Origin of the sequence: Fructobacillus tropaeoli (assembly GCF_001047135.2) — a bacterium.
Lineage (GTDB): Bacteria > Bacillota > Bacilli > Lactobacillales > Lactobacillaceae > Fructobacillus > Fructobacillus tropaeoli.
Window position 1 is genome coordinate 127,764 of record NZ_DF968079.1, and the last position, 19,185, is coordinate 146,948.

The 19,185-nt window shown below is 47.6% G+C and carries 18 protein-coding genes and 1 riboswitch; of the genes, 4 read left to right on the forward strand and 14 right to left on the reverse strand.

The window, feature by feature from the left end:
• Nucleotides 1-94: 94 nt before the first annotated feature.
• Together AOQ32_RS08635 and AOQ32_RS02445 are read right to left on the reverse strand one after the other, a co-directional pair.
• Nucleotides 95-259 (reverse strand): hypothetical protein, encoded by a 165-nt coding sequence (locus AOQ32_RS08635; protein ID WP_158531858.1) that lies wholly within the window; start codon nucleotides 257-259, stop codon nucleotides 95-97.
• Between the two features lie 329 nt (nucleotides 260-588).
• Entirely contained in the window at nucleotides 589-3,039 is a 2,451-nt protein-coding gene (locus AOQ32_RS02445) for a hypothetical protein (protein ID WP_059393436.1), read from the reverse strand.
• Nucleotides 3,040-3,399: 360 nt separating this feature from the next.
• Here AOQ32_RS02445 and AOQ32_RS02450 point away from each other — a divergent pair, with 360 nt between their 5' ends.
• Complete coding sequence (locus AOQ32_RS02450) at nucleotides 3,400-3,645, forward strand: hypothetical protein (protein WP_059393437.1); 246 nt, start codon at nucleotides 3,400-3,402, stop codon at nucleotides 3,643-3,645.
• A 194-nt stretch (nucleotides 3,646-3,839) separates the two neighbouring features.
• Here the strand turns inward: AOQ32_RS02450 and trmB are convergent, their stop codons facing one another.
• Genes trmB through AOQ32_RS02465 form a run of 3 tightly spaced genes read right to left on the reverse strand, consistent with a single transcriptional unit; the run spans nucleotide 3,840 to nucleotide 6,505 of the window.
• Complete coding sequence (trmB, locus tag AOQ32_RS02455; RefSeq protein ID WP_059393438.1) at nucleotides 3,840-4,499, reverse strand: tRNA (guanosine(46)-N7)-methyltransferase TrmB; 660 nt, start codon at nucleotides 4,497-4,499, stop codon at nucleotides 3,840-3,842.
• A 12-nt stretch (nucleotides 4,500-4,511) separates the two neighbouring features.
• Entirely contained in the window at nucleotides 4,512-5,798 is a 1,287-nt protein-coding gene (locus AOQ32_RS02460; RefSeq protein ID WP_059393439.1) for an ABC transporter permease, read from the reverse strand.
• Nucleotides 5,795-6,505: an ABC transporter ATP-binding protein gene (locus AOQ32_RS02465; RefSeq protein ID WP_059393464.1), complete on the reverse strand. Its 711-nt coding sequence runs from the start codon at nucleotides 6,503-6,505 to the stop codon at nucleotides 5,795-5,797. Before AOQ32_RS02465 ends, AOQ32_RS02460 begins: the two co-directional genes overlap by 4 nt.
• A gap of 96 nt (nucleotides 6,506-6,601) precedes the next feature.
• On the opposite strand from AOQ32_RS02465, the gene AOQ32_RS02470 reads away from it, so the two are divergent.
• Genes AOQ32_RS02470 through AOQ32_RS02480 form a run of 3 tightly spaced genes read left to right on the forward strand, consistent with a single transcriptional unit; the run spans nucleotide 6,602 to nucleotide 8,222 of the window.
• Nucleotides 6,602-7,030 (forward strand): HIT family protein, encoded by a 429-nt coding sequence (locus tag AOQ32_RS02470; protein ID WP_059393440.1) that lies wholly within the window; start codon nucleotides 6,602-6,604, stop codon nucleotides 7,028-7,030.
• Nucleotides 7,031-7,033: 3 nt separating this feature from the next.
• On the forward strand, nucleotides 7,034-7,273 hold the full coding sequence (locus AOQ32_RS02475) for a hypothetical protein (RefSeq protein WP_059393441.1): 240 nt from the start codon (nucleotides 7,034-7,036) through the stop codon (nucleotides 7,271-7,273).
• A 49-nt stretch (nucleotides 7,274-7,322) separates the two neighbouring features.
• Entirely contained in the window at nucleotides 7,323-8,222 is a 900-nt protein-coding gene (locus AOQ32_RS02480) for a peptidylprolyl isomerase (protein WP_059393442.1), read from the forward strand.
• A gap of 190 nt (nucleotides 8,223-8,412) precedes the next feature.
• On the opposite strand, the gene AOQ32_RS02485 is transcribed toward AOQ32_RS02480, so the two are convergent.
• The 9 genes from AOQ32_RS02485 to AOQ32_RS02525 all read right to left on the reverse strand — a co-directional run bounded on the left by AOQ32_RS02485 (nucleotide 8,413) and on the right by AOQ32_RS02525 (nucleotide 19,174).
• Nucleotides 8,413-9,453: a 3'-5' exoribonuclease YhaM family protein gene (locus AOQ32_RS02485; RefSeq protein WP_083994362.1), complete on the reverse strand. Its 1,041-nt coding sequence runs from the start codon at nucleotides 9,451-9,453 to the stop codon at nucleotides 8,413-8,415.
• Nucleotides 9,446-11,851: an AAA family ATPase gene (locus AOQ32_RS02490; protein ID WP_059393443.1), complete on the reverse strand. Its 2,406-nt coding sequence runs from the start codon at nucleotides 11,849-11,851 to the stop codon at nucleotides 9,446-9,448. The genes AOQ32_RS02485 and AOQ32_RS02490 overlap by 8 nt, the downstream gene beginning before the upstream one ends.
• Complete coding sequence (locus AOQ32_RS02495; RefSeq protein WP_059393444.1) at nucleotides 11,841-13,025, reverse strand: metallophosphoesterase family protein; 1,185 nt, start codon at nucleotides 13,023-13,025, stop codon at nucleotides 11,841-11,843. The genes AOQ32_RS02490 and AOQ32_RS02495 overlap by 11 nt, the downstream gene beginning before the upstream one ends.
• A gap of 367 nt (nucleotides 13,026-13,392) precedes the next feature.
• Entirely contained in the window at nucleotides 13,393-13,866 is a 474-nt protein-coding gene (gene ribH / locus AOQ32_RS02500) for a 6,7-dimethyl-8-ribityllumazine synthase (protein WP_059393445.1), read from the reverse strand.
• Between the two features lie 215 nt (nucleotides 13,867-14,081).
• Complete coding sequence (locus AOQ32_RS02505; protein ID WP_059393446.1) at nucleotides 14,082-15,284, reverse strand: bifunctional 3,4-dihydroxy-2-butanone-4-phosphate synthase/GTP cyclohydrolase II; 1,203 nt, start codon at nucleotides 15,282-15,284, stop codon at nucleotides 14,082-14,084.
• Nucleotides 15,277-15,879 carry a riboflavin synthase gene (locus AOQ32_RS02510; protein ID WP_059393447.1) on the reverse strand — a complete coding sequence of 201 codons (603 nt, stop codon included), beginning with the start codon at nucleotides 15,877-15,879 and terminating at the stop codon, nucleotides 15,277-15,279. Before AOQ32_RS02510 ends, AOQ32_RS02505 begins: the two co-directional genes overlap by 8 nt.
• Nucleotide 15,880: 1 nt before the next feature.
• Nucleotides 15,881-16,939 carry a bifunctional diaminohydroxyphosphoribosylaminopyrimidine deaminase/5-amino-6-(5-phosphoribosylamino)uracil reductase RibD gene (ribD, locus tag AOQ32_RS02515; protein WP_059393448.1) on the reverse strand — a complete coding sequence of 353 codons (1,059 nt, stop codon included), beginning with the start codon at nucleotides 16,937-16,939 and terminating at the stop codon, nucleotides 15,881-15,883.
• A 153-nt stretch (nucleotides 16,940-17,092) separates the two neighbouring features.
• Nucleotides 17,093-17,223: riboswitch (FMN riboswitch) on the reverse strand.
• Nucleotides 17,224-17,346: 123 nt separating this feature from the next.
• Entirely contained in the window at nucleotides 17,347-18,699 is a 1,353-nt protein-coding gene (glnA, locus tag AOQ32_RS02520; RefSeq protein ID WP_059393449.1) for a type I glutamate--ammonia ligase, read from the reverse strand.
• Nucleotides 18,700-18,835: 136 nt separating this feature from the next.
• Complete coding sequence (locus AOQ32_RS02525) at nucleotides 18,836-19,174, reverse strand: MerR family transcriptional regulator (RefSeq protein WP_059393450.1); 339 nt, start codon at nucleotides 19,172-19,174, stop codon at nucleotides 18,836-18,838.
• Nucleotides 19,175-19,185 lie beyond the last annotated feature (11 nt).

A 19,185-nucleotide genomic window follows, 5' to 3' on the forward strand; every position in this document is an offset into this window, starting at 1 on the left:
AAACAAGGTTCAGCAAGCATTGCTATTAAAACTAGCGAGTAGCCATTCACTATAACAAATAATGATGTTACTTATACTTACGTGTATTCATTAATTAAAACTGATGCAAAAACGCAATTTTAGTCATCATCCCCCAGACAGCTAAAATTTGATCCATATTGTGCATCAACAAGACGGCAATGAGGTAAAAGGCAATTACATCAATCACCGTCACCGCTGCTAAACCTGCAATTGTTCCTACTACCGCTTTTACATTCATTGCCCTACTCCCCTTTTTATGATTGAATTAATTTTTGAACCTGCTTAAATTTGTCAGTGTCTTTAACTGATTGACACTTCAAACAAAACGTTATGAAACGCCATCAGTAGCAACTAATCACCTTTATTGTTACAATTATATCACGAAACGATATAATTATTGTGATAACATTTCTTTATAATCAATATATTTCTTAATAGCTTTCATTCGACATGATATTCTCTTTAAAATCACAATTCTGATTTCATCCGACATTTTTTAGACATAAAAAAGCCAAAGGTTCTAAAAACCTTTGGCTTCAGTTAAAAACAATGAAGAACTTGTTATTTTTATTCGCGGGTTTTCTTGCTAGTTACCCCGAAGATTGCCAAAATACCAGCAAATGCAAGTGCTAAAATTCCTTGATTGCCACGATTACGCTGACCAGTAGCCGGCAAGACCGAACTGTTCTTTTCAACGCGAGTTGTTGCTACTGGCGTTGCTGTGATTCCGCCATTCGTTCCAGTTGTCGAAGCAATCGATGAAACTGGCGTTTCACTCGCCATGCCATTATTCAAAACAGCAGTTGCTGGTACTGCAGCATTAGCGCTCGTTGAGCTGCCAGTAGTTGAAATTCCACTGTTCGTGGATTCACCGGTCGTTGAGGTTCCACTATTCGTGGATCCACCGGTTGTTGACGTTCCAGTATTTGTGGATTCACTGGTTGTAGACGTTCCAGTATTCGTGGGTTCCCCGGTCGTTGACGTTCCACTATTCGTGGATTCACCAGTTGTTGACGTGCCACTGTTCGTAGATCCACCGCTTGTTGAAGTTCCACTGTTCGTGGATTCCCCGGTCGTTGACGAACCGCTATTCGTGGTGCCGCCTGTGGTTGACGCTCCGCTAGTTGTATTGCCACTAGTAGTTGAAGTTCCACTATTCGTGGATCCACCGGTCGTAGATGTACCACCATTCGTCGTGCCACCTGTTGTTGACGTGCCACTGTTCGTAGATTCACCGCTTGTTGACGTTCCACCGCTCGTGCTTCCGCCGGTCGCTGAGGTATTATCAATCGCTTCAATCTGCGACAGCAATGCCTGCTTCGACTTCAAATCATCAGTATCAGTGCTCAACTGCTTTTGCAGATCAGTCAACTTACTTTGAGCGGCATCCAACGTTGACTGTGCCTGAGCCTGATTTGCCTGAGCAGTTTCCAAATCCTTTTGCTTAGCAGCAACATCCGCCGTATCAGCTGTACCATTACTTTCAGAATTAATTTTATTTTGTAAATCAGAAATTTGCTGGTTAAGACTAGCAATCGTGCTGTTCAAATTATCAACAGTTGTCTGCACATTAGCCTTCGCCTGTTGGGCCAAGATAATTTGGTTTTGCAAATCAGTATAAGTTGGATTTGTCACCTGTGTTGATGTATCAGCAACCTCGCTGGCACCGAGCTCCTCCGTTTCATCGACACTATCCGTCGTAACGGCTGAGGTAGCGGCCGCACTTGTTGATGGCGTGCTAGTCGAACTTGTCGATGAAGCAGTATAAATTGAAGGATCAACCGTTGAATCATTAGCAGACTTGGTCTGCTGTCCAAGCAAAGCCTGTTGCGAAGCACTATTGATAGCATAAACATCGTATAGTTGTTCAACCTGACCATTAATTGGGCTTAAACTGAAATTAATCGCAATACCCTGGTTAGCCGATTCAGCTGTTGGCTTCAAATCATCTGTAATACCCATCAAGGAATCGCGATGACCCCATTGGTTGGATCCGTCTTGATAGACCATGGCGGTAATAACATTTAAAATCCAAACCTTTGCCTGTAACATGGTTGTTGGATTTTGGCTTGAGTCCCCAGAAGTGCTAAAGTCCTGTGAATAAGTGCTTGGTATAAAACCAATCCCCTTCAAATAATCAATATTCATATAGTGGGGATAGCCACTTTTTACCTTTGGGTCTTGGTAACGCAATTGCGTTTCCTTCTGCATGTTGGTATCCAACTGTGCATAAGAACTAACCGGATTGACCCCAAATGATGCACGACCAGAATTAACAATGGTCATCGCATACTGACGTAATTCTTGCAATTGTTCCTGATTAGTCACGTCAAACTTAGCTGATGTGTCACCATCTCCGACAGTATACCAACCATAAAAACTATCATTGTTCGCTGTTTGGTCCACATTAGCCGGCTTAACCAATGTCAATGGCAATTGTTGTTGCGAATTAATCGTACCATTCGTCTCACCTTTACTTATGCCACCATCATCAGCCGTGGGTGTTGCTACGCTTGTACCATCAACAGTCTTTGGTGTGTTAGCCAATTTGTTTTGCAAATCAGTTACAGTCTGGGTATTCGTTTGCAACGTCTGCTGTGCCGGTGTCAAGGCTGACTGATTTTGTGCCAGGCTTGCCTTAGCTGTTGCAAGAGATTGGTTATCGGTTGCAACCTGTGATTGCTGATTAGAGGTAAGACTTCCCTGCTTAGCCGTCGCCAAAGCGGAATTGGCAGTTGCTGTGGCAGCCGTGGTACTGGTCAGATTCTGTTGGGCACTATTCACAGTAGCCTGTTGGGAATCAACAGCTTGCTGGTCAGAGTCCACCACTTTTTGCTGGGTATCAACAGCAGCCTGCGCCTGCGCCTTTGTTTGCGTCGATGTTCCTGTCTGACCGGAGCTAGCAGCTGACGTCCCTTGGGTGGTGTCATCGGCATGCGCTGTCGTATTTGAAGCAGCAACTCCTGCCAGAGCAGCCGTCGCGGCTGCCAGTCCAATAATTTTCTTGGTATTACTCATTGTTTAATTGTCCCCCTCTGATTCTAAACTTAACCACACTCGTATTAATTTTCACCAATCCGGTTCGCAACAAAAGGTACGCAACAGTATTTTAGAATAATGTGTCGTACTGGTGTCGATTATACAATTATTTTCTAATAAAAACCACACTGTTAAAAACTAAGCAATCTTATCAATCAAAGGAAAACAATTGTTGCATTTATAAGTCGAAGGTATACAATAAAAGTTAACTAAGCCAAAAGCAAAATTTCATCTCGGCCTCGGCCAATCTGATTTACTTTCCGGTCAAATTTCAATAAAATATTAGTAGGAAATCAATCATTCGTACACAACCATCAAATTCGTGAAAGGAAATTGCCCATGGTTCAATACAACTTTATTATGGCCTCAGCCCGCGTTGAAACTGACGTTCAACTGCCCATCACCCCTCGAAGCGGTGACATCGTTTCGCTAACAACTGGCGTTGACACCCCCCACTACCTTGTTCAGCGAGTCGAGCTGTTTGCTAACTCCGACATCGTTAACCTCCACGTCCAGCGCTTCCCTGACCAACTTTCAGCCAAGCTTGCAATCGATGGTTTCCGTAACACTAGAAACTTCCTTTAAAAAGAAACATCCCCACAGAAAAATCCTCTTACCAGCAAATTGATTGGTCGTATTGTTGCGCTTCCCAGTCAAAGTTGATAAGAGGATTTTTTATTTTGCCGTCAGGCGTTGCTGGCTTCAAACCTATCCATTCCCCGCCCAAACATTCTCAAGACAATAAAAAAACGACCTCTCGGTCGTTTTTTAGAACATCTTTAAAAATGAGCCTTCACCTTATAGATTGGCTGACCCAAAGCCATGAACTTCTGTTCATACTCCGTTTCAACGTTGCCTTCAACCTTGTCAGCATCAGCATGCAAGTCCAAAGTGTAGTCTTCTGGTGTCCAGCGCATTCCAAAGTCCATGAAGGAAACCAAAGAATACTCGAAGAGATGGCGGTTATCCGTCTTAAATTCGACTTCCCCACCCTCTGGCAAAACTGCTCGGTAAGAAGACAAGAAGGTCTTATAAGTCAAACGACGGCTTTCGTGTCGTGACTTTGGCCATGGATCAGAGAAGTTCAGGTAAATCTTTTGGATTTCACCCTTCTCAAAATAAGTTTCCACTCCTGAACCATTACCGTAAAGATAACGCAGGTTTGGCAAAATACCAACAGCCTCAAAAGACTTGCGGGCAGCAATCGCCACGGCCGTTTCTTGAATTTCCATCCCAATATAGTTGATATGCGGGTTCTTCTTGGCCATTTCCATAATGAACTGACCCTTTCCGGAACCGATTTCAACGTGAATTGGTTGGTCTTGGTCAAAAATTTCTTGCCAGTGGCCGCGCAACTTTTGTGCGTGTTCCTGGTCAATGACCAAATCAGTGTGAGCTTCAAGCCAAGGTTTGGCCCATGGTTTTGAACGTAAATGCATAAGTATTTCCTTTTAATTCTTTTTGTGTAAAGTTTTTGGAAGCCAAAGTCCATAAAGAACTAAGGCTAAAAGTAGACCGCCAGCCAAAACAGCTAGGGCAGCCGCAGGACCCGCTATCAGCAACATCATCAAGAAGGTCAAGCCAATCACGGTACTAGTAATTTCGGCTAAGACAACCAAGAAGGTTTTTTCTTGCTGATTTTTATCCGCGAAGGCTAACCGTGACCACAGCACCGCCCGCGTCTTTTCAAAGACCGGCAGTAGCTGGAAGTTGATTAAGTAGACCAACACCGCCATCCCGGCTGCCTGCAGGTAATAGCTATCCTTGGGCAAGGCCACCAGTAAAATCAGCCCAACCACAACCAGGCGAAGAACTAAGACGAGCTCGTCCCCACCGCGCAGGAGCTTAATCCAGAACAACCGGCGCATCGGCTCCTTTTGAAAGGAGAACCGGCCAAGCAAGTTGTCCAGGTAGGCCCGTCGTTTGACCACCGCACCCTGATTGGGTACCTGGGCAAAGAGACCATAAAACTGCCAGACCGCCTGACTGTGCCGCTGACTCGTTGTCAAAGCGACATGCCAATCAATCGCCCGCTGCGCCTTTTGGTGTTGCAAGAACCAAGTCACTGCAACCGCTGCTAGAATCACCGTTAATCCCGACAAAACCCAAAGTCGCCATGGATCAGGTAATAATACAATCACCAAGACCAAAACAAATGGCATGGCAAGGCGAATTAACCAGCTTGCTCGCGTTTGGTCAAATCCAGTCCAGGTATTCCCCCGCTCATGGCGGTCAAGGGCCTGAACGAGCATAAAGGCCTTACTTGCCACTAAGGTAAGCAAGGATAGCGACCAATCAACAGGATTGCCGAGACCAATGATATTCATCACTGGCCAGGCAAGACCGAGAAAAGCAATCTGCCAACCAATGGCTAAGATGAAGGAACGACGCCAAGCCTGGTTAAGGTAAGTCTTCGTTAGGAAGTCATCACTAGCCGAGAGAAAGACCCGGTCGGCCGGCTTGAGGTAAGTCACAAAGGAGCCGAACTGTTGACCCAAAACCAACCAGAAAATCAGACCCAACTGCCAATAGGATGGTAAAAAAGCAATTGGCGTTTCCAGGGATTTCTTGGCTAGTGATTGAAAGGCCAAGATGGCCACCCCTATTACAATAAGAAGAAAGACGACAAAATGATCGTTAAACAGCAGGCGAAGGTAACGCTGATTTTGCCGATTCGTAGCCGCTGACCGGTTCTTGTAGAGCCGGTTTAAGTCAAGTTTCTTACTGTCAGCCGTCATGAAAAGAGTTCATCCATTTCAGCTAAGGATATCTGGTGTTCGGCCGCCAATTCTTCGGGGCTTGCCTGCTCGCGAACCTCGCCCTGGTCCAGCCAGACAAATTGATCAACAAAGGCTGCCGCCGAGGACAGCAAATGTGTCGTCAAAAGGATTGCGCCACCCGCCTTGGTTCGGTCTTCCATTAGTTGGACCAAAGCCTTTTGGGCCAAAACATCTAGACCAAGGAATGGCTCATCGATGACCATTAATGGTGCTTCGAGACTGAAAGCTGCCACTAACATCACCTTTTGCTGCATGCCCTTGGAAAAATGCTTAGGCAACCAGTGTAACTTATCATCCAAGCGGAATGTTGCCAACAAGGTCATCGCCTGATGCCAATGTGCCTGGTCATCAAGACCATGACTGGCCAACATGAGATGAATATGTTCCGCCAGGGTCAACTCGTCATAAAGGATTGGCTGTTCTGGAATATAGGCCAACTGCTCCTTAAAGGCGGTTGGATTCTGGACGAGGTCCACCTCATTCAAAACCACCTTTCCTGCTCGAATTGGTCGTTCCCCAATAATATGTTTGAAGGTAGTCGACTTTCCGGCTCCATTTAAGCCGATTAACGCGACAATTTGCCCATCAGGTACCGTGATGGAAACGTCTTTTAAGACATCCTGGCCAGCATAGCCCCCATATAATTTTGTAATTGATAGTCCCATAGCCATTATTATACCAGGTTCTAGTCTGAGAACGGTTGTTTTGCCTGAATTTTGCTATAATAGAAAATAAAGCAATACAGGAAAAAGGAGGCCATTATGGCAGATATCTTTGACAAAATCATCGCAGGAGAAATTCCTTCTTATAAAGTCTATGAAGACGACGACTTACTCGCCTTTTTGGATATTTCCCAGGTTACCCCTGGTCACACGCTCTTAATTCCCAAAAAGCACGTCGATGACATCTTCGCCTACGATGATGACATCGCTCAAAAGGTTTTGTTGAAGTTACCGGTCTTGGCTCGCGCCATCAAGGCTGCCGACAAAACCATTACCGGTATCAATATCTCATCCAACAATGGTCCTTCAGCTGGTCAAACCGTCATTCATTCTCACTGGCACCTGATTCCTCGTCGCGATGGTGACGGTTTAAACGACGCCCTAGCACCAACGATTGACAATTCTGACCAGTACGACGAAAGCCGTTACGAGGAACTCGCTCAAAATATTAAGAAAGAATTGGAGTAAGCCATGGCATTTGCACGAGTAAAAGCAACCATCACGGAATTCAAGACGATTTTGCGCCTCAGTCAGCGGGCAAAAAAGCAAGTCACCGTCTTAACGCAAGCGCTCGAGGCAAACCAGGCTGATTTGGCAGAATTACAACGGGCAGCCAAGCGCACCCAATATGAAAACCAAGTTCACCTCGATCGAATCAAAGAAGTTCAAGAAAAAATGAAGGCAACGCAGTCGAACGATTCAAAACTGTGATAGAATAGTCTTTGTATCAATTATTTCAACTCGGAAGGAAACTAATTTTATGCACCGCAAAGTTATCTGGGGATTCATCGTCATCGTCTTTGTTGCTGGCGTTGCCTACCTCGGTTTGTCCACTTCGAAGACATTGGCCACGACCGATGCCGGTAAAATCACCCAAGAAGAATACTACGACAAGGTAAAATCCTCGTCTGCTGGTAAGCAAGTCTTCGCCCAAATGGTGATTGATAAGGTCTTGGAAAAGCATTACGGATCACAAGTTTCAAAATCAGACGTAACCAACGCTTACACAACAGCTAAGGCTCAATATGGTGATTCATTTGCTACTATGTTGACTCAGTCAGGGTTGACGGACACTCAGTACAAAGAATCACTGCGCGAAAAGCTTGTGATGAATGCAGCAGTTAAGGCTAACTACAAGATTTCAAAGGATAAGTTGAACGACGCCTATAACAACTACGTCCCTGAGACGACGATTTCTTTGATTACGGCAAAGGACCAAGATACCGCTCAACAGGCCATCGATGCCTTAAACAACGGTACTTCATGGGATGACGTTTACAAGCAATATTCATCAAAGAATACACAAGTTAACAAGTCCGGTCAGTTGCCTGCCTTCGATTCAACAAATACTACTGTTGATTCTGAAATCCGTAAGGCCGCCTTTAACCAGGATGCAGGTTCTTACTCATCATCACCTGTTAAGCCTTCATCTGGTTCAAACTACTATGTTGTCCGCACTGACAAGATGGCAAGTAAGCCAGCCGAAAGCAAGGTTGAGCAGAAGTTGAAGGATAAGTTGACTAACGACTTCTTGAGCGATTCAAACAACGCAACTGAGATTCAAAAGATTGTTGGTAAGATTCTCCGTAAGGATGATGTTAGTATCAAGGATTCTGATTTGAAAAACTCTTTGTCAGGTTACTTAACCGCTGGCGTTTAATCAATCAGTAACAATTAAAAAAAGAAAAGAGGATTCCAATCGGAATCCTCTTTTTTAATGTGGTTGAATTGTGGATGGGCTTTGGGTTAGCCCAGGTATTCGCAGTCCCAGAGCAAGCCCTTTTATCGGGACTTGGTTTAGTCCCGCTCTTGTTGAGCTTTACTTAAGGCCACGCGCCACCGTTTCGGGCTTAAAACAGCGCCGTTGGGTCGATTGGCGAACCCGCTTCCGGGTCTTCCGGTGGCAGTGGTGGCAAGTCATCGTCCGTCGGACCGGCTGCCCTTTGAACGCTCTCCGGACGGTAGAAAGCCCGATTATCCATGGCAAAAATCCGCTTCGAGAACTCACCAGGTTCGGTTTGTTCCATGGCGCCCGTCATCATTTGAATTGAAGCGTCCATTTCATCCAGTTGGTGAAGAATTTCCGCTTCCATCATCTGTGGACGCACGGGTGATCCGTACTCCAAAAGACCATGATGGGCCAGCACAACGTGCCGTAAAATCAGAACATCTTCCTGGTTCAAATCCATCTTAAGATCATTCGCTGCCAACACTAGCTGCTCGTCAATCAAAGTGATATGACCAATCAACTTACCGGCCCGAGTGTACTCCGTTGAGGCTGGACCCGAAAGCTCAATCACCTTACCCAAGTCGTGCAGCAGTGCACCGGCCAGCAACAAATCCTTATTTAACTGAGGGTACAGGTCGCTCACCTTATCCGCCAAGCGTGCAATTGACAAGCTATGGAAGGCTAAGCCACGAGCAAAGGCGTGGTGGTTCGTCTTGGCCGCCGGAAATTCCATAAAGTCATCATGGAACTTCTTAAACAATTGACGAACCAAGCGGTTCCATGTTGGTTGAGTAATTTTAAAGATTGTATCCGTTAATTCCGCTTCCAAATCAGCCTTCTTAACGGGGGCACTTTTGATAAAATCTGCCGCTGAGCTAGGCTCACCACCTTCAGTCAAGCGGAGCTGGCTGATTTGAATTTGTGGGTTGCCCTTAAAGGCTGACCGGGTACCCGTCACCTTAACGACTCGACCAGCCTGGAACTGGTCGATACCCTCTTTGGTTACATCCCAGAGGTTTCCGGGAATATCACCCGACCTATCCGAAAAGGTCAAAGCCAGGTAATCCTTGCCAGTTTTGGTTTGGCGAACGTCGGCCTTCTTTAACAAGGCAAAGGCGTCCACCGCGTCATTTTCATGGTACTGCAGTAATAACTTAGCCATTTATCTCTCCTAAATTAATCTCTTGGTCGGCTACTTTCTGACTGGTAAAGGTCCAGAACAAGACTTGCCGGTCACGTGCCAGGTCCTGTAATAAGGATAGCACTTCAGCCTGACGGTTCTCATCAAAATTCACAAAGGCGTCATCGACTAGGATGGGCAGGTTTTCTGTTAGCTGCAAGCTTGTAATCAAGGCCAAGCGAACGGCCAAATAGGCCTGGTCCGCTGCCCCGGTCGACAATTCAGCCAAGGTAAAGGACTGGTTGTCTCGGTCAAAGACCTGCACCTGCTTCTCGGTAATTTGCATTTTTTGGTAGTGCCCTAGGGTCAAGCGGTGAAGGTACGTTCCCGCCTGGTCTTGGACCCGAGTACTTAAGTCCTGATCCTGGCCGTTAAAAATGTTTTGAATCAAGGCTGGCAAGAGCGACTTCTCTAGATATCGACCAAAGTCCTCAGTTAAGCGTGCCTCCTGATTGGCCACTTCCTGGGTCAAATCCTGGAACTGGCTTTCGGAAACCATGGCGGCCTGGTCAACTTGTAAGGCTTGGACCTGCTTGGTCGCCTGTTCCTTAGCAAATTCGAGGCCCTTTTGCTCCTCTGCCAAATCAGCCACTGCCTTTTCTAATGCAGGCCGATTTCGATATTTGACCAACTGTTTGCGGCGGTCTGCACCAATCTGTTGGTATAAATCAGCCAAGCGCTGGTCGTTCTTAGCCCGGTCATTTTGCTTGGCCAAGGCAGCGGACAACTGGTCAAGTGAGGCCAAACCGTTGTCCTGCAAAATTTTTTGTAACTGGGTCTGAACCTGGTCTCGTTCCTGATAAAGCTGGTGCTCCAGGTCTGCCGCATGGTCCTTTTCGACCCGACGCTTTAAGCCAGCAGCCGGATCCAAACCGTACAATTGACCGGCCTGGTCCACTGCGGCCAGAAGGTCCTGGTAATTGTCCCCCATTGATTCTTGCAGGTGGGCAAAGCGCTTGGCATCAATCTGGTTCAGGCGTTGACTGATTTGGTCAGCTAATGTCTGAACCTGGCGACCGAGGTCACGTGATCGTTTTTTAGCATCTTGGGCCAACATGGCATCATACTGGCCCGCTACAATCATTTCCTTATCCCATGGCGCAAAGGGAGCCATCACTTCGGCGACTCGGTCATGGTGGCGCTTGGCCAAATAACCCGTGGCCACCATGGTGACGGCCAGCAGTCCCGCAACTGGAAGGCCCAGCCCTAAGGCAAAGGCGCCAACTAACAGAACCACACTGGCCACTGCTCCACCCAACCAATAGTTGCGTTCCTGCAGGAGGCGGAAATCAGCGGTATCAAGCGGTTCTGGTGCCTGACCCTGGAATTGCTGGTTGAACTTTTCAACCTGCTGGTTGGCACTATGGATTTGGCCAAGTAGCCCTTTGAGGGCCTGGCTCGTTTCGGTCAGTTCCTGGAGTACAGCCACAATTTCGGCCTGGTTGAGGTTGGCCAGTTGACCATCTTTGAGTTTCGCCCGCCGCTCATTCGCCTCCGCTAGCTGCTGGTTAAGCCAGTCAAGTTGCAGGGCTAGTTGCTGTAACTTGTCCTGGTCTGCGGTGCTGATTTTTTGTTGGGGACGGTTGACCTGCTGGCCCCCATCGGCCCCCGCGGCCTCCAATGCCAGTGCTTCTTGATAAAGGTCCCAATAGGACAACAAATCCTGAGCCGCTGTTAGCTGCTCCTTGATGGTTGCTAATTGTTGGTCTTGACCCGCAATCTTTTTCTGCAGAGCTTCCACCTGGTTGCCCTTTTCAAGGTACTGGTTTAGCGATTGCGCCTGATCGAAGCGACTTTCTTGCCGTTGTTGGTAGGCCTGGCTGGCTAGGTTCAGCGGACGCTTCCCCGTTTTTTGTTTGGCAAAGAGTTGGCTCCCCTCTTTTTGCTGGTTTGTCGCCCATGCTAGCCACTTCGACGCTTGCGGTTGTGTGTAGGTCAACAAATGCTTTTCCAAATCAGGACCCGTTAACTGGTTGACTAGTTGCAAGTCCTTAGCATCGAAAGCAAAAATCTGCTCATAGTCTGTTCGACTAAGCGGCCCAAATAGTTGGATCAAAAATCCTTCGCCATCGGCCAGGGCCTGACCGTCCGCCAAGTTAACGACCGTTAACTCCGACTGCGTTCGGTTCATCCGTTGAATGCGGTAGGTTCCCTGGCTGATTTCTAAGTCGAGGTAGCCACCATAGGCTGCCCCCGACCGGGGTTCGTATTTTTGACTAGCTCTCGCCTTGTAGCCAAATAAAACGCCTAAGATAAAGGCCTTGAGAGTCGATTTACCAGCTTCATTTTGACCAAAAAAGGCCTGAAAGTCGGCCAAATCAGTCAGTGTTAAATCCGACCAGCGACCAAAACCAGAAATATGAATCGTTTTAATCTTCATCCTGGCCTCCTTCCACTAGGTCCTGGTAAAGGCGGTCGGCTAAGTCGGCCTGACCCTCTTCTGAATAAAAATAATCTCTAATAAATGTTGGCGCCTGGTCCGAAAGCCACTGACCAACGCTGTCTGCTTGGATCACTTGGCGAATGGCCGCCTGCAAATCAACATCAGCGGGCAACGCTGGGCGCTTTTGGTTAGCAGCCGTTGTGACAATCTGGGCTTTCACCGGCCAGTAGTCACTGTCACTTTTCCGGCTAGCCTGCAGACTTTCCAGTAAGGTGCCAAAGCGTGCAGCCGCCTCAATGTCCGGACCAACCTGCCCCGTTAATTCAAGTATCACCAGAGTTGGCTGTTCCCAGTGGTAAGCATTTAACTGGCTCTGCAAAGTTGCCAAATCAGGACAGTTTTGGATTTGAACTCGCTGCCACAAAACGGGGGCAACCGGATAAAATTCCGGTACTAGACCCTGGCCGTCCTGGTCGGAAACCAGGAAAAAGCCCTTTTCGCCATCCTCATTGCGGTTGAGGCCCTGAAGATTCCCAGAATAGGCGACTACGGGGTTACGGTGGAGAATTTGGCGGACGTGAATGTGGCCGAGAGCCCAGTAATCATAACCCTTTGCCACCATGTCTGGTAGTGAAAAGGCTGCATAGTTCTCGCCATCCTGGCCAACGACACCGTGGTACATCCCCAAGTGATAATCAACCCCCGCCTGCTTAACCGGGAAGTCCGGCAAAGCCGACTGGCGGTGCTGCCGGTCCGTATAAGAAAAGGCCGAAATAGCGACCTTCGCTCCTGATTTTGTCGTGATCGTCTTTGTTTCAACTTCTGGGCCAAAAACCAAAACTCGGTCTGGCCAGGTTGGATGAACCTGCTGTCCTTGCTGAAAATCGTGGTTTCCAAAGGAAATAGCAGACCAAATACCAGCCTGGTCCAATTGGGTCAAAGCCTTTGTTAAGCGCTCCTGAATCAGTGGTGAATTATCGGAACCGTGGTACAGGTCACCTGGGAATAAGACCAAGTCGACCTCTTGATCGACCGCAAATTCAACTAAGCGGTCCAGCGCCGTAAAGGTTGCCAATTGCACATTTTTTTGAAAGTCCGGGCTCAGATTTTGGCTCAACCCGGTAAAGGGATTGCCCAGGTGAACGTCCCCGGCATGAATAAAACTAAGCATCGTCTTCCTTCCACTTTCTTTGCATCAACTCGCCTAAAGAGAACAGGCGTTCGTATCCTCTATTATACAAAATATACTTCCCCTTGCGCCACTATCCACGGCTATTTTCACATTTTTTCATAGAAAAAGGCAATGGCAGAACGCCATTGCCTAAGAAATTAGAAAGTTACCAGCTGCTTGCGGATTAGTATGCCTCAAGAGTCGTCAACTACTCGTATAATGATCTCATTAGTAGAGCAACGGTTCGCGGCCCAACTTACAGCGTCGCCAACTGGCTGCATGAGCAGCAACGACTCGCTCCCCAACTTACAGCATCGCCAACTGTTCGTACAATGACCGCATTAGTAGCAACGGTTCGCGGCCCGACTTACAGCATCGCCAACTGCTCATACAATGACCGCATTAGTAGTAGCGAACCAGCCACCTCAAAGCCCTTATTGCCGGCCTTACCACCCGACCGCTGTACCGCCTGGTCAAAAGTGTTGGTGGTTAGGACGCCATTGACCACCGGAATCGGACTGACTCTGGCAAGGTTAGCAATCTGACTAACCGTTTGGTTCACGACCACTTGGTAATGGTCGGTTTCTCCCTGAATCACGGCCCCAAGGCAAATTAGTCCCGAAAAGCGCTCACTATCAACCAACTTTTGTGCCACGGCTGGAATCTCCAAGGCACCGGGCACATGGACCACCACCATTTCGTCTTCCGTTAATCCCTGTTGCTGTAATTGTGTTATCGCCCCCGTTACAAGGGGCTCCGTAATCGCGGTATTAAAGTCCGAAACGATAATCGCAACGGGCTTTTCACTTTGGCTTAACATTTTTCCTTGGTATGTCTTCATTGTCTTTTCAATCCTTTTTCTATTTTTGGGTACCAACTGCTTGAATGACTATTTTTAGGGTAAGGCTGTTTAATTTATCGACAGGTCGCCACCGTCATCGAATACTCATCAATAAATCTGAGAGTGATTAACAATCTGCCGGCAACCTCAATCATCAACTGCTTACCGTTTGGCTAACAATCTACCTGGTCATCCCCGTTCGCAACTGCAAACCATTAAATTTGATAGCGAGTAAAAACCTGACCTAATTTTTCAGCCTTCGTCTGCAAGTAGGCTGTATTCTCATTTGCCTGGCCAACTTCTAATGGCACGCGGTCAACCACATCAATCCCGTAGGCACGCAAGGCTGCTACCTTATCCAAATTATTCGTCAACAGACGAATTTTGGTCAGCCCCGCCTGCTTGAGCATCAGTGCTGCCCGCTCATAATCGCGTTCATCAGCCTGATGACCAAGAGCCAAGTTCGCATCCACCGTGTCATAACCATTTTCCTGCAAGAGATAGGCCTTGAGCTTGTCATGCAGACCAATCCCACGGCCTTCCTGCCGTAAATAAACAACCGCACCACCTTCTTGTCCGATTTGGCTTAGGGCAGTTTCAAGTTGCGGCCCACACTCGCAGCGTTTGGAACCAAATAAGTCCCCGGTAGCGCATTCCGAATGCACACGTACGAGTGGCACAGTCTCAGTCGGTTGACAACTTTCAAGCAACAAATCTGGTTCTCTCTCTTGACCTCTCGCTATAAAATCAGTCAAGAAAAACTGGCCATAACGGGTTGGCAACGTAACCCTGGGTCCAGCAGTCAATTTGGTGCCTTTCTCTTGATCAATATAATCCTGGATGTCTCGAATGCTGATATATTCCAATCCCTGGTCCTTGGCTAATTTTGCTAGATCCTCTTGTCGGGCCATCGTACCGTCCTCACGCAAAATTTCAATAATATAGGCTACTGGGGGAACACCCGCCAATTCAGCCAGGGTCACAGCCGCTTCCGTATGTCCTTGTCGTTCCTTCAGTCCACCAGCTACCGCAATCAAAGGAAAGATATGACCCGGTCGGTCAAAATCAGTCGCTTTCGCCGAAAGATTAGCCAGTTCCCTTAATGTCTGTGCTCGATCATTGGCCGATACACCAGTCGTTGTGGCCACATGGTCGACTGCGATCGTAAACCGTGTGCCAAATTTTTCGCTGTTCTGCTGGACCATTTCTGGCAGGTCAAGGGCCTGCGCCCGGTCGGCTGTAATCGGCGCACAGAGAACGCCCCGACCGATTGACAATGCCTGGTTAATTTTAGCCGGGCTGGCCAAAGCGGCCAAACCAACCAAATCGCCTTCATTTTCACGGCTTTGATCATCTTGAACAATAATCAATTCTCCTCGTTGCAGTGCCGCAATAGCTTTTCTGATTTTTTCAGACATGGAGGGCCTCCTGTCGTTGGCTGTACTTGGCTAAAATATCCGTTTCGACATTGACAAAATCGCCAACCTGCTTCGTGCCAAAAGTTGTGTTTGCCTGCGTGATTGGAATCAGACCAATGGTAAGCACCGGACCGACAACCCGAACAATCGTCAGCGACGTTCCATCCAGCGCGACCGACCCCTTGGAAACAAAATATGGCCAGAGGCTTTCATCTTCGACCTGAATTTCCAGCTCAATAGTCTGCCCCACTTTCTTTTGACTAATAATTTTGCCCCGGCCATCAACATGGCCCAAAACAAAGTGACCGTCCAATCGACCAGTCAGCGGTAAACTTTTCTCAAGGTTGACCCGGTCCCCAACGGCCAGATTGCCAAACGTTGTTTGCGCAACCGTTGGCGCCATAATTTCAAAGCGCGCCTGCTGGTCTGATTTATCAACAATCGACAGGCAAACCCCAGCAACCATAATCGAATCTCCCAACCGACTATCATCAAAGAACCCCGTGGGTCCCTGGATGGTATAAGCATAATTTTGACGGTCTATTTCTTCCACTGCCGTAATCCGGCCAACCGCCGCCACAATTCCTGTAAACATCTTAGTGAACCTCCCGCTCAAAATGAAAATCAATGGCATGGCCAACAACCTTGGTCGCTTTCAATTGACCACCAGCCGCTGCGATTGTCGCCGGCGACAAACCCTGAACCCCGACTGAACCAAAACGACTCGCCGTTTGATATAAATCAAAACTCTGCCAAGCCTGGGCCTTTAAGAAGGCCTTGATGATGGTTGGCCCGCCTTCGACTAACAGTGATTGACAACCACGTTGCCCTAGGTCAACCAACAATTCCTGCAAGTCACCCGACCATTCTTGGACTTGGTCAAAGTCCCGCACAAAGTCCTTATTTTGACTATAAATCAGCGTTCTCGTTGCCCACTGGCCGGCGGCCACTTGCTTCTGCAGACTGCCCCGCCGGTCCAAAATAATCCGTAAGGGTTGGTCATGGTCAATTTTCACGGAACGAACAGTTAGGGCTGGCTGATCAACTAGGGCCGTTTCCGAACCAATCAAGATAGCACTTTGTCGGCCACGCAGAGCATGGATGGCTTGATCAACCACTTGGTTCGTGATTTTCGTTTGCTGGCCCTGCTGAGCCGCTACCTGCCAATCGCCACTCTCGGCTAATTTCAATTGCACATAAGGTTTTCCGGTCTTGTGATAATAGACAAAAGCGGGATTTAACAACGCCTGCCGGTTATCGTCGGCCCCTTGCACATCGACTTCAACACCCGTCGCCTGCAGAATAGCAACTCCGCGGCCATTGACCGCCGGATTTGGATCCAGACTGCCAATTACCACTCGACCGATTCCGGCCTCAATCAACGCCGTTGTACAAGGGCCCACCTTTCCCTGCTGACAACAGGGTTCTAAGCTGACGTAGAGGGTCGCTGATTTTAAATCAGTCCCCGGCTCAACCTGAGCCAAGGCATCGACCTCCGCATGGCGATCACCGTAGCGATGATGGTAGCCCTGACCTAAAACCTGGCCATTATGGTCCACGATAACCGCCCCCACCCGAGGATTTTTCCACGTATCCTTTGGGTCCGCCTGTTTTGCTAAGGCGATTGCCCAGGCTAAACCAATTTCATCATTCATTTCGACTCCGATCTACTCCGGGCATAAAAAAACCGGTGTGATTGAAAATCACACCGGAGCAAATCGAAATTAGATTCAGCAAAGCAAGACTCCTTGACCCGTCTTTTTGTCGTCAAAAGGACGACAAAAAAACTAGCTAAAAAAGCCCTCTTTGTTTATCTTCTCCCATCCAGACTTTACTGTCGGTTACAGATTCTCACTGTATCAATCAATTGCTTGATTCACGGACTAAGGCTTGCGCCATCACCGTCGGTCGGGAATTACACCCTGCCCCGAAGATTTATATTATTTTTTCTTAGTGTAGCACATCCTACTTTTGAAAAACAAGCCTAAAATTAGAAAAAACGAGGACTGATTTATTCAAAAGCAATCAAAAAACCGACTATCAGCCGGTTTTAAAGTATTGATTAGTAGTTCATGAAGTAGTTATCCAATTCCCACTGTGAAACAAATTGACGGTATGAAGTATATTCAATCTTCTTAGCTTCAATAAACTTATCAGTAATGTGTGTACCGATGGCATCGATCACAACATCATCATTAGCCAATTCATCAAGGGCAGCCAACAACGTATCAGGCAAGTTCACGATGCCAGCCTTCTTACGTTCGTTTTCATCCATCAAGTAGATGTTCTTATCAACGTGAGCTGATGGTTCCAACTTGTTGTCGATACCATCCAAACCAGCTGACAAAATAGCAGCCAAGGCCGTATATGGGTTAGTCGTTGGATCAACTGAACGCAATTCCAAACGAGTTGCCAAACCACGTGAGGCTGGTACTCGAACCATTGGTGAACGGTTTGATGCTGACCAAGCAACATAAACTGGGGCTTCAAAACCAGGAGTCAAACGCTTGTATGAGTTAACCGTTGGGTTAGCCAAAGCAGTCAAGGCTGGGGCGTGCTTCAAGACACCACCCAAGAAGTGCATAGCCGTGTCAGACAAGCCCAAGTTCTTGTCAGCATCGTGGCCATCAAAGACGTTCCCGTCCTTGTCAAACAAAGACATGTTCGTGTGCATTCCTGAACCGTTAATACCTGAAACAGGCTTTGGCATGAAGGTTGCGTAGTAACCGTTATTACGAGCGATTGTCTTTACAACCAACTTGAAAGTCTGAATCTTGTCGGCCATGTCAACGGCGTCTGAGTACTTGAAGTCAACTTCGTGCTGACCAGCAGCAACTTCGTGATGGGCAGCTTCAACTTCAAAGCCCATCTTTTCAAGCGTCAAAACGATTTCACGACGAACGTTTTCACCGCGGTCCAATGGTGCCAAGTCGAAGTAGTTTCCATGGTCGTTTAGTTCCATGGTTGGTTCGCCCTTTTCATCCAACTTGAACAAGAAGAATTCAGGTTCCGTACCAACGTTGAAGGCAGTAAAGCCTTCAGATTCGGCACGGGCAACGGCATCCTTCAAGGCAATTCGTGGGTCACCCTTAAATGGTGTCCGATCCTTTGAGTACACGTCCGCAATCAAACGGGCAACTTTACCACCATGTTCGTCAGTCGCCCATGGGAAGATCATGAACGTTGACAAATCAGGATAGAGGTACATATCAGATTCGTTAATCCGAACGAATCCTTCAATTGAAGAACCGTCGAACATCAGGTCATTGTCCAAGACCTTGTCCAGTTGTGAAACTGGCACTTCAACGTTCTTGATAGCGCCCAAAACGTCAGTGAATGTCACGCGAATGAATTCAACTTGTTCGTCTTGAACGATTTGCTTAATGTCTGCTTTGGTGTAAGAAGGTTTTGCCATTAGAAACTCCTTTACTTGGCTGCTATAGTGGGTACATTTTTTCTTGGCTGAAGGCTTTCTCCAGCCAAGCTGGCCAGCTGGTCAGCTTTTTCAATCATCAATTCATTGTTCACGTTTGGTCAATTAACCGACCAAATCAGTGGTTATTAAAGCGGGCGATTTGAGCAAATTCATCTTGCAACGAGCGGCGCAGGCTACTATCAACGCCGGCCTGTTGCTGATTTTTCCGTTCGGCCTTGGCAAAGAGTTCTTTAATATCCGCGGTAGAGTCACCAGCATCAAGGTAGTCCTTAATTTGCAAGAGCCGATCAATATCGTTTAAAGAAAAACGGCGTTGACCCCCCTTACCCCGTTTTGGAGTGATTAATTCGTGCTGTTCGTAGTAACGAATCTGGCGGTCGGTTAGCAGGGTCAACTCGCGGACGGTTGACATCGGTAAAACGGCTCGGTTACGTTGCAATTCAGAACTGGACATGAAAAACTCCT

Coding starts and splice junctions, on each gene's coding strand:
- AOQ32_RS08635 (WP_158531858.1), bottom strand. CDS start 259: ATGAATGTAAAAGCGGTAGTAGGAACAATTGCAGGTTTAGCAGCGGTG.
- AOQ32_RS02445 (WP_059393436.1), bottom strand. CDS start 3,039: ATGAGTAATACCAAGAAAATTATTGGACTGGCAGCCGCGACGGCTGCT.
- AOQ32_RS02450 (WP_059393437.1), top strand. CDS start 3,400: ATGGTTCAATACAACTTTATTATGGCCTCAGCCCGCGTTGAAACTGAC.
- trmB (WP_059393438.1), bottom strand. CDS start 4,499: ATGCATTTACGTTCAAAACCATGGGCCAAACCTTGGCTTGAAGCTCAC.
- AOQ32_RS02460 (WP_059393439.1), bottom strand. CDS start 5,798: ATGACGGCTGACAGTAAGAAACTTGACTTAAACCGGCTCTACAAGAAC.
- AOQ32_RS02465 (WP_059393464.1), bottom strand. CDS start 6,505: ATGGGACTATCAATTACAAAATTATATGGGGGCTATGCTGGCCAGGAT.
- AOQ32_RS02470 (WP_059393440.1), top strand. CDS start 6,602: ATGGCAGATATCTTTGACAAAATCATCGCAGGAGAAATTCCTTCTTAT.
- AOQ32_RS02475 (WP_059393441.1), top strand. CDS start 7,034: ATGGCATTTGCACGAGTAAAAGCAACCATCACGGAATTCAAGACGATT.
- AOQ32_RS02480 (WP_059393442.1), top strand. CDS start 7,323: ATGCACCGCAAAGTTATCTGGGGATTCATCGTCATCGTCTTTGTTGCT.
- AOQ32_RS02485 (WP_083994362.1), bottom strand. CDS start 9,453: ATGGCTAAGTTATTACTGCAGTACCATGAAAATGACGCGGTGGACGCC.
- AOQ32_RS02490 (WP_059393443.1), bottom strand. CDS start 11,851: ATGAAGATTAAAACGATTCATATTTCTGGTTTTGGTCGCTGGTCGGAT.
- AOQ32_RS02495 (WP_059393444.1), bottom strand. CDS start 13,025: ATGCTTAGTTTTATTCATGCCGGGGACGTTCACCTGGGCAATCCCTTT.
- ribH (WP_059393445.1), bottom strand. CDS start 13,866: ATGAAGACATACCAAGGAAAAATGTTAAGCCAAAGTGAAAAGCCCGTT.
- AOQ32_RS02505 (WP_059393446.1), bottom strand. CDS start 15,284: ATGTCTGAAAAAATCAGAAAAGCTATTGCGGCACTGCAACGAGGAGAA.
- AOQ32_RS02510 (WP_059393447.1), bottom strand. CDS start 15,879: ATGTTTACAGGAATTGTGGCGGCGGTTGGCCGGATTACGGCAGTGGAA.
- ribD (WP_059393448.1), bottom strand. CDS start 16,939: ATGAATGATGAAATTGGTTTAGCCTGGGCAATCGCCTTAGCAAAACAG.
- glnA (WP_059393449.1), bottom strand. CDS start 18,699: ATGGCAAAACCTTCTTACACCAAAGCAGACATTAAGCAAATCGTTCAA.
- AOQ32_RS02525 (WP_059393450.1), bottom strand. CDS start 19,174: ATGTCCAGTTCTGAATTGCAACGTAACCGAGCCGTTTTACCGATGTCA.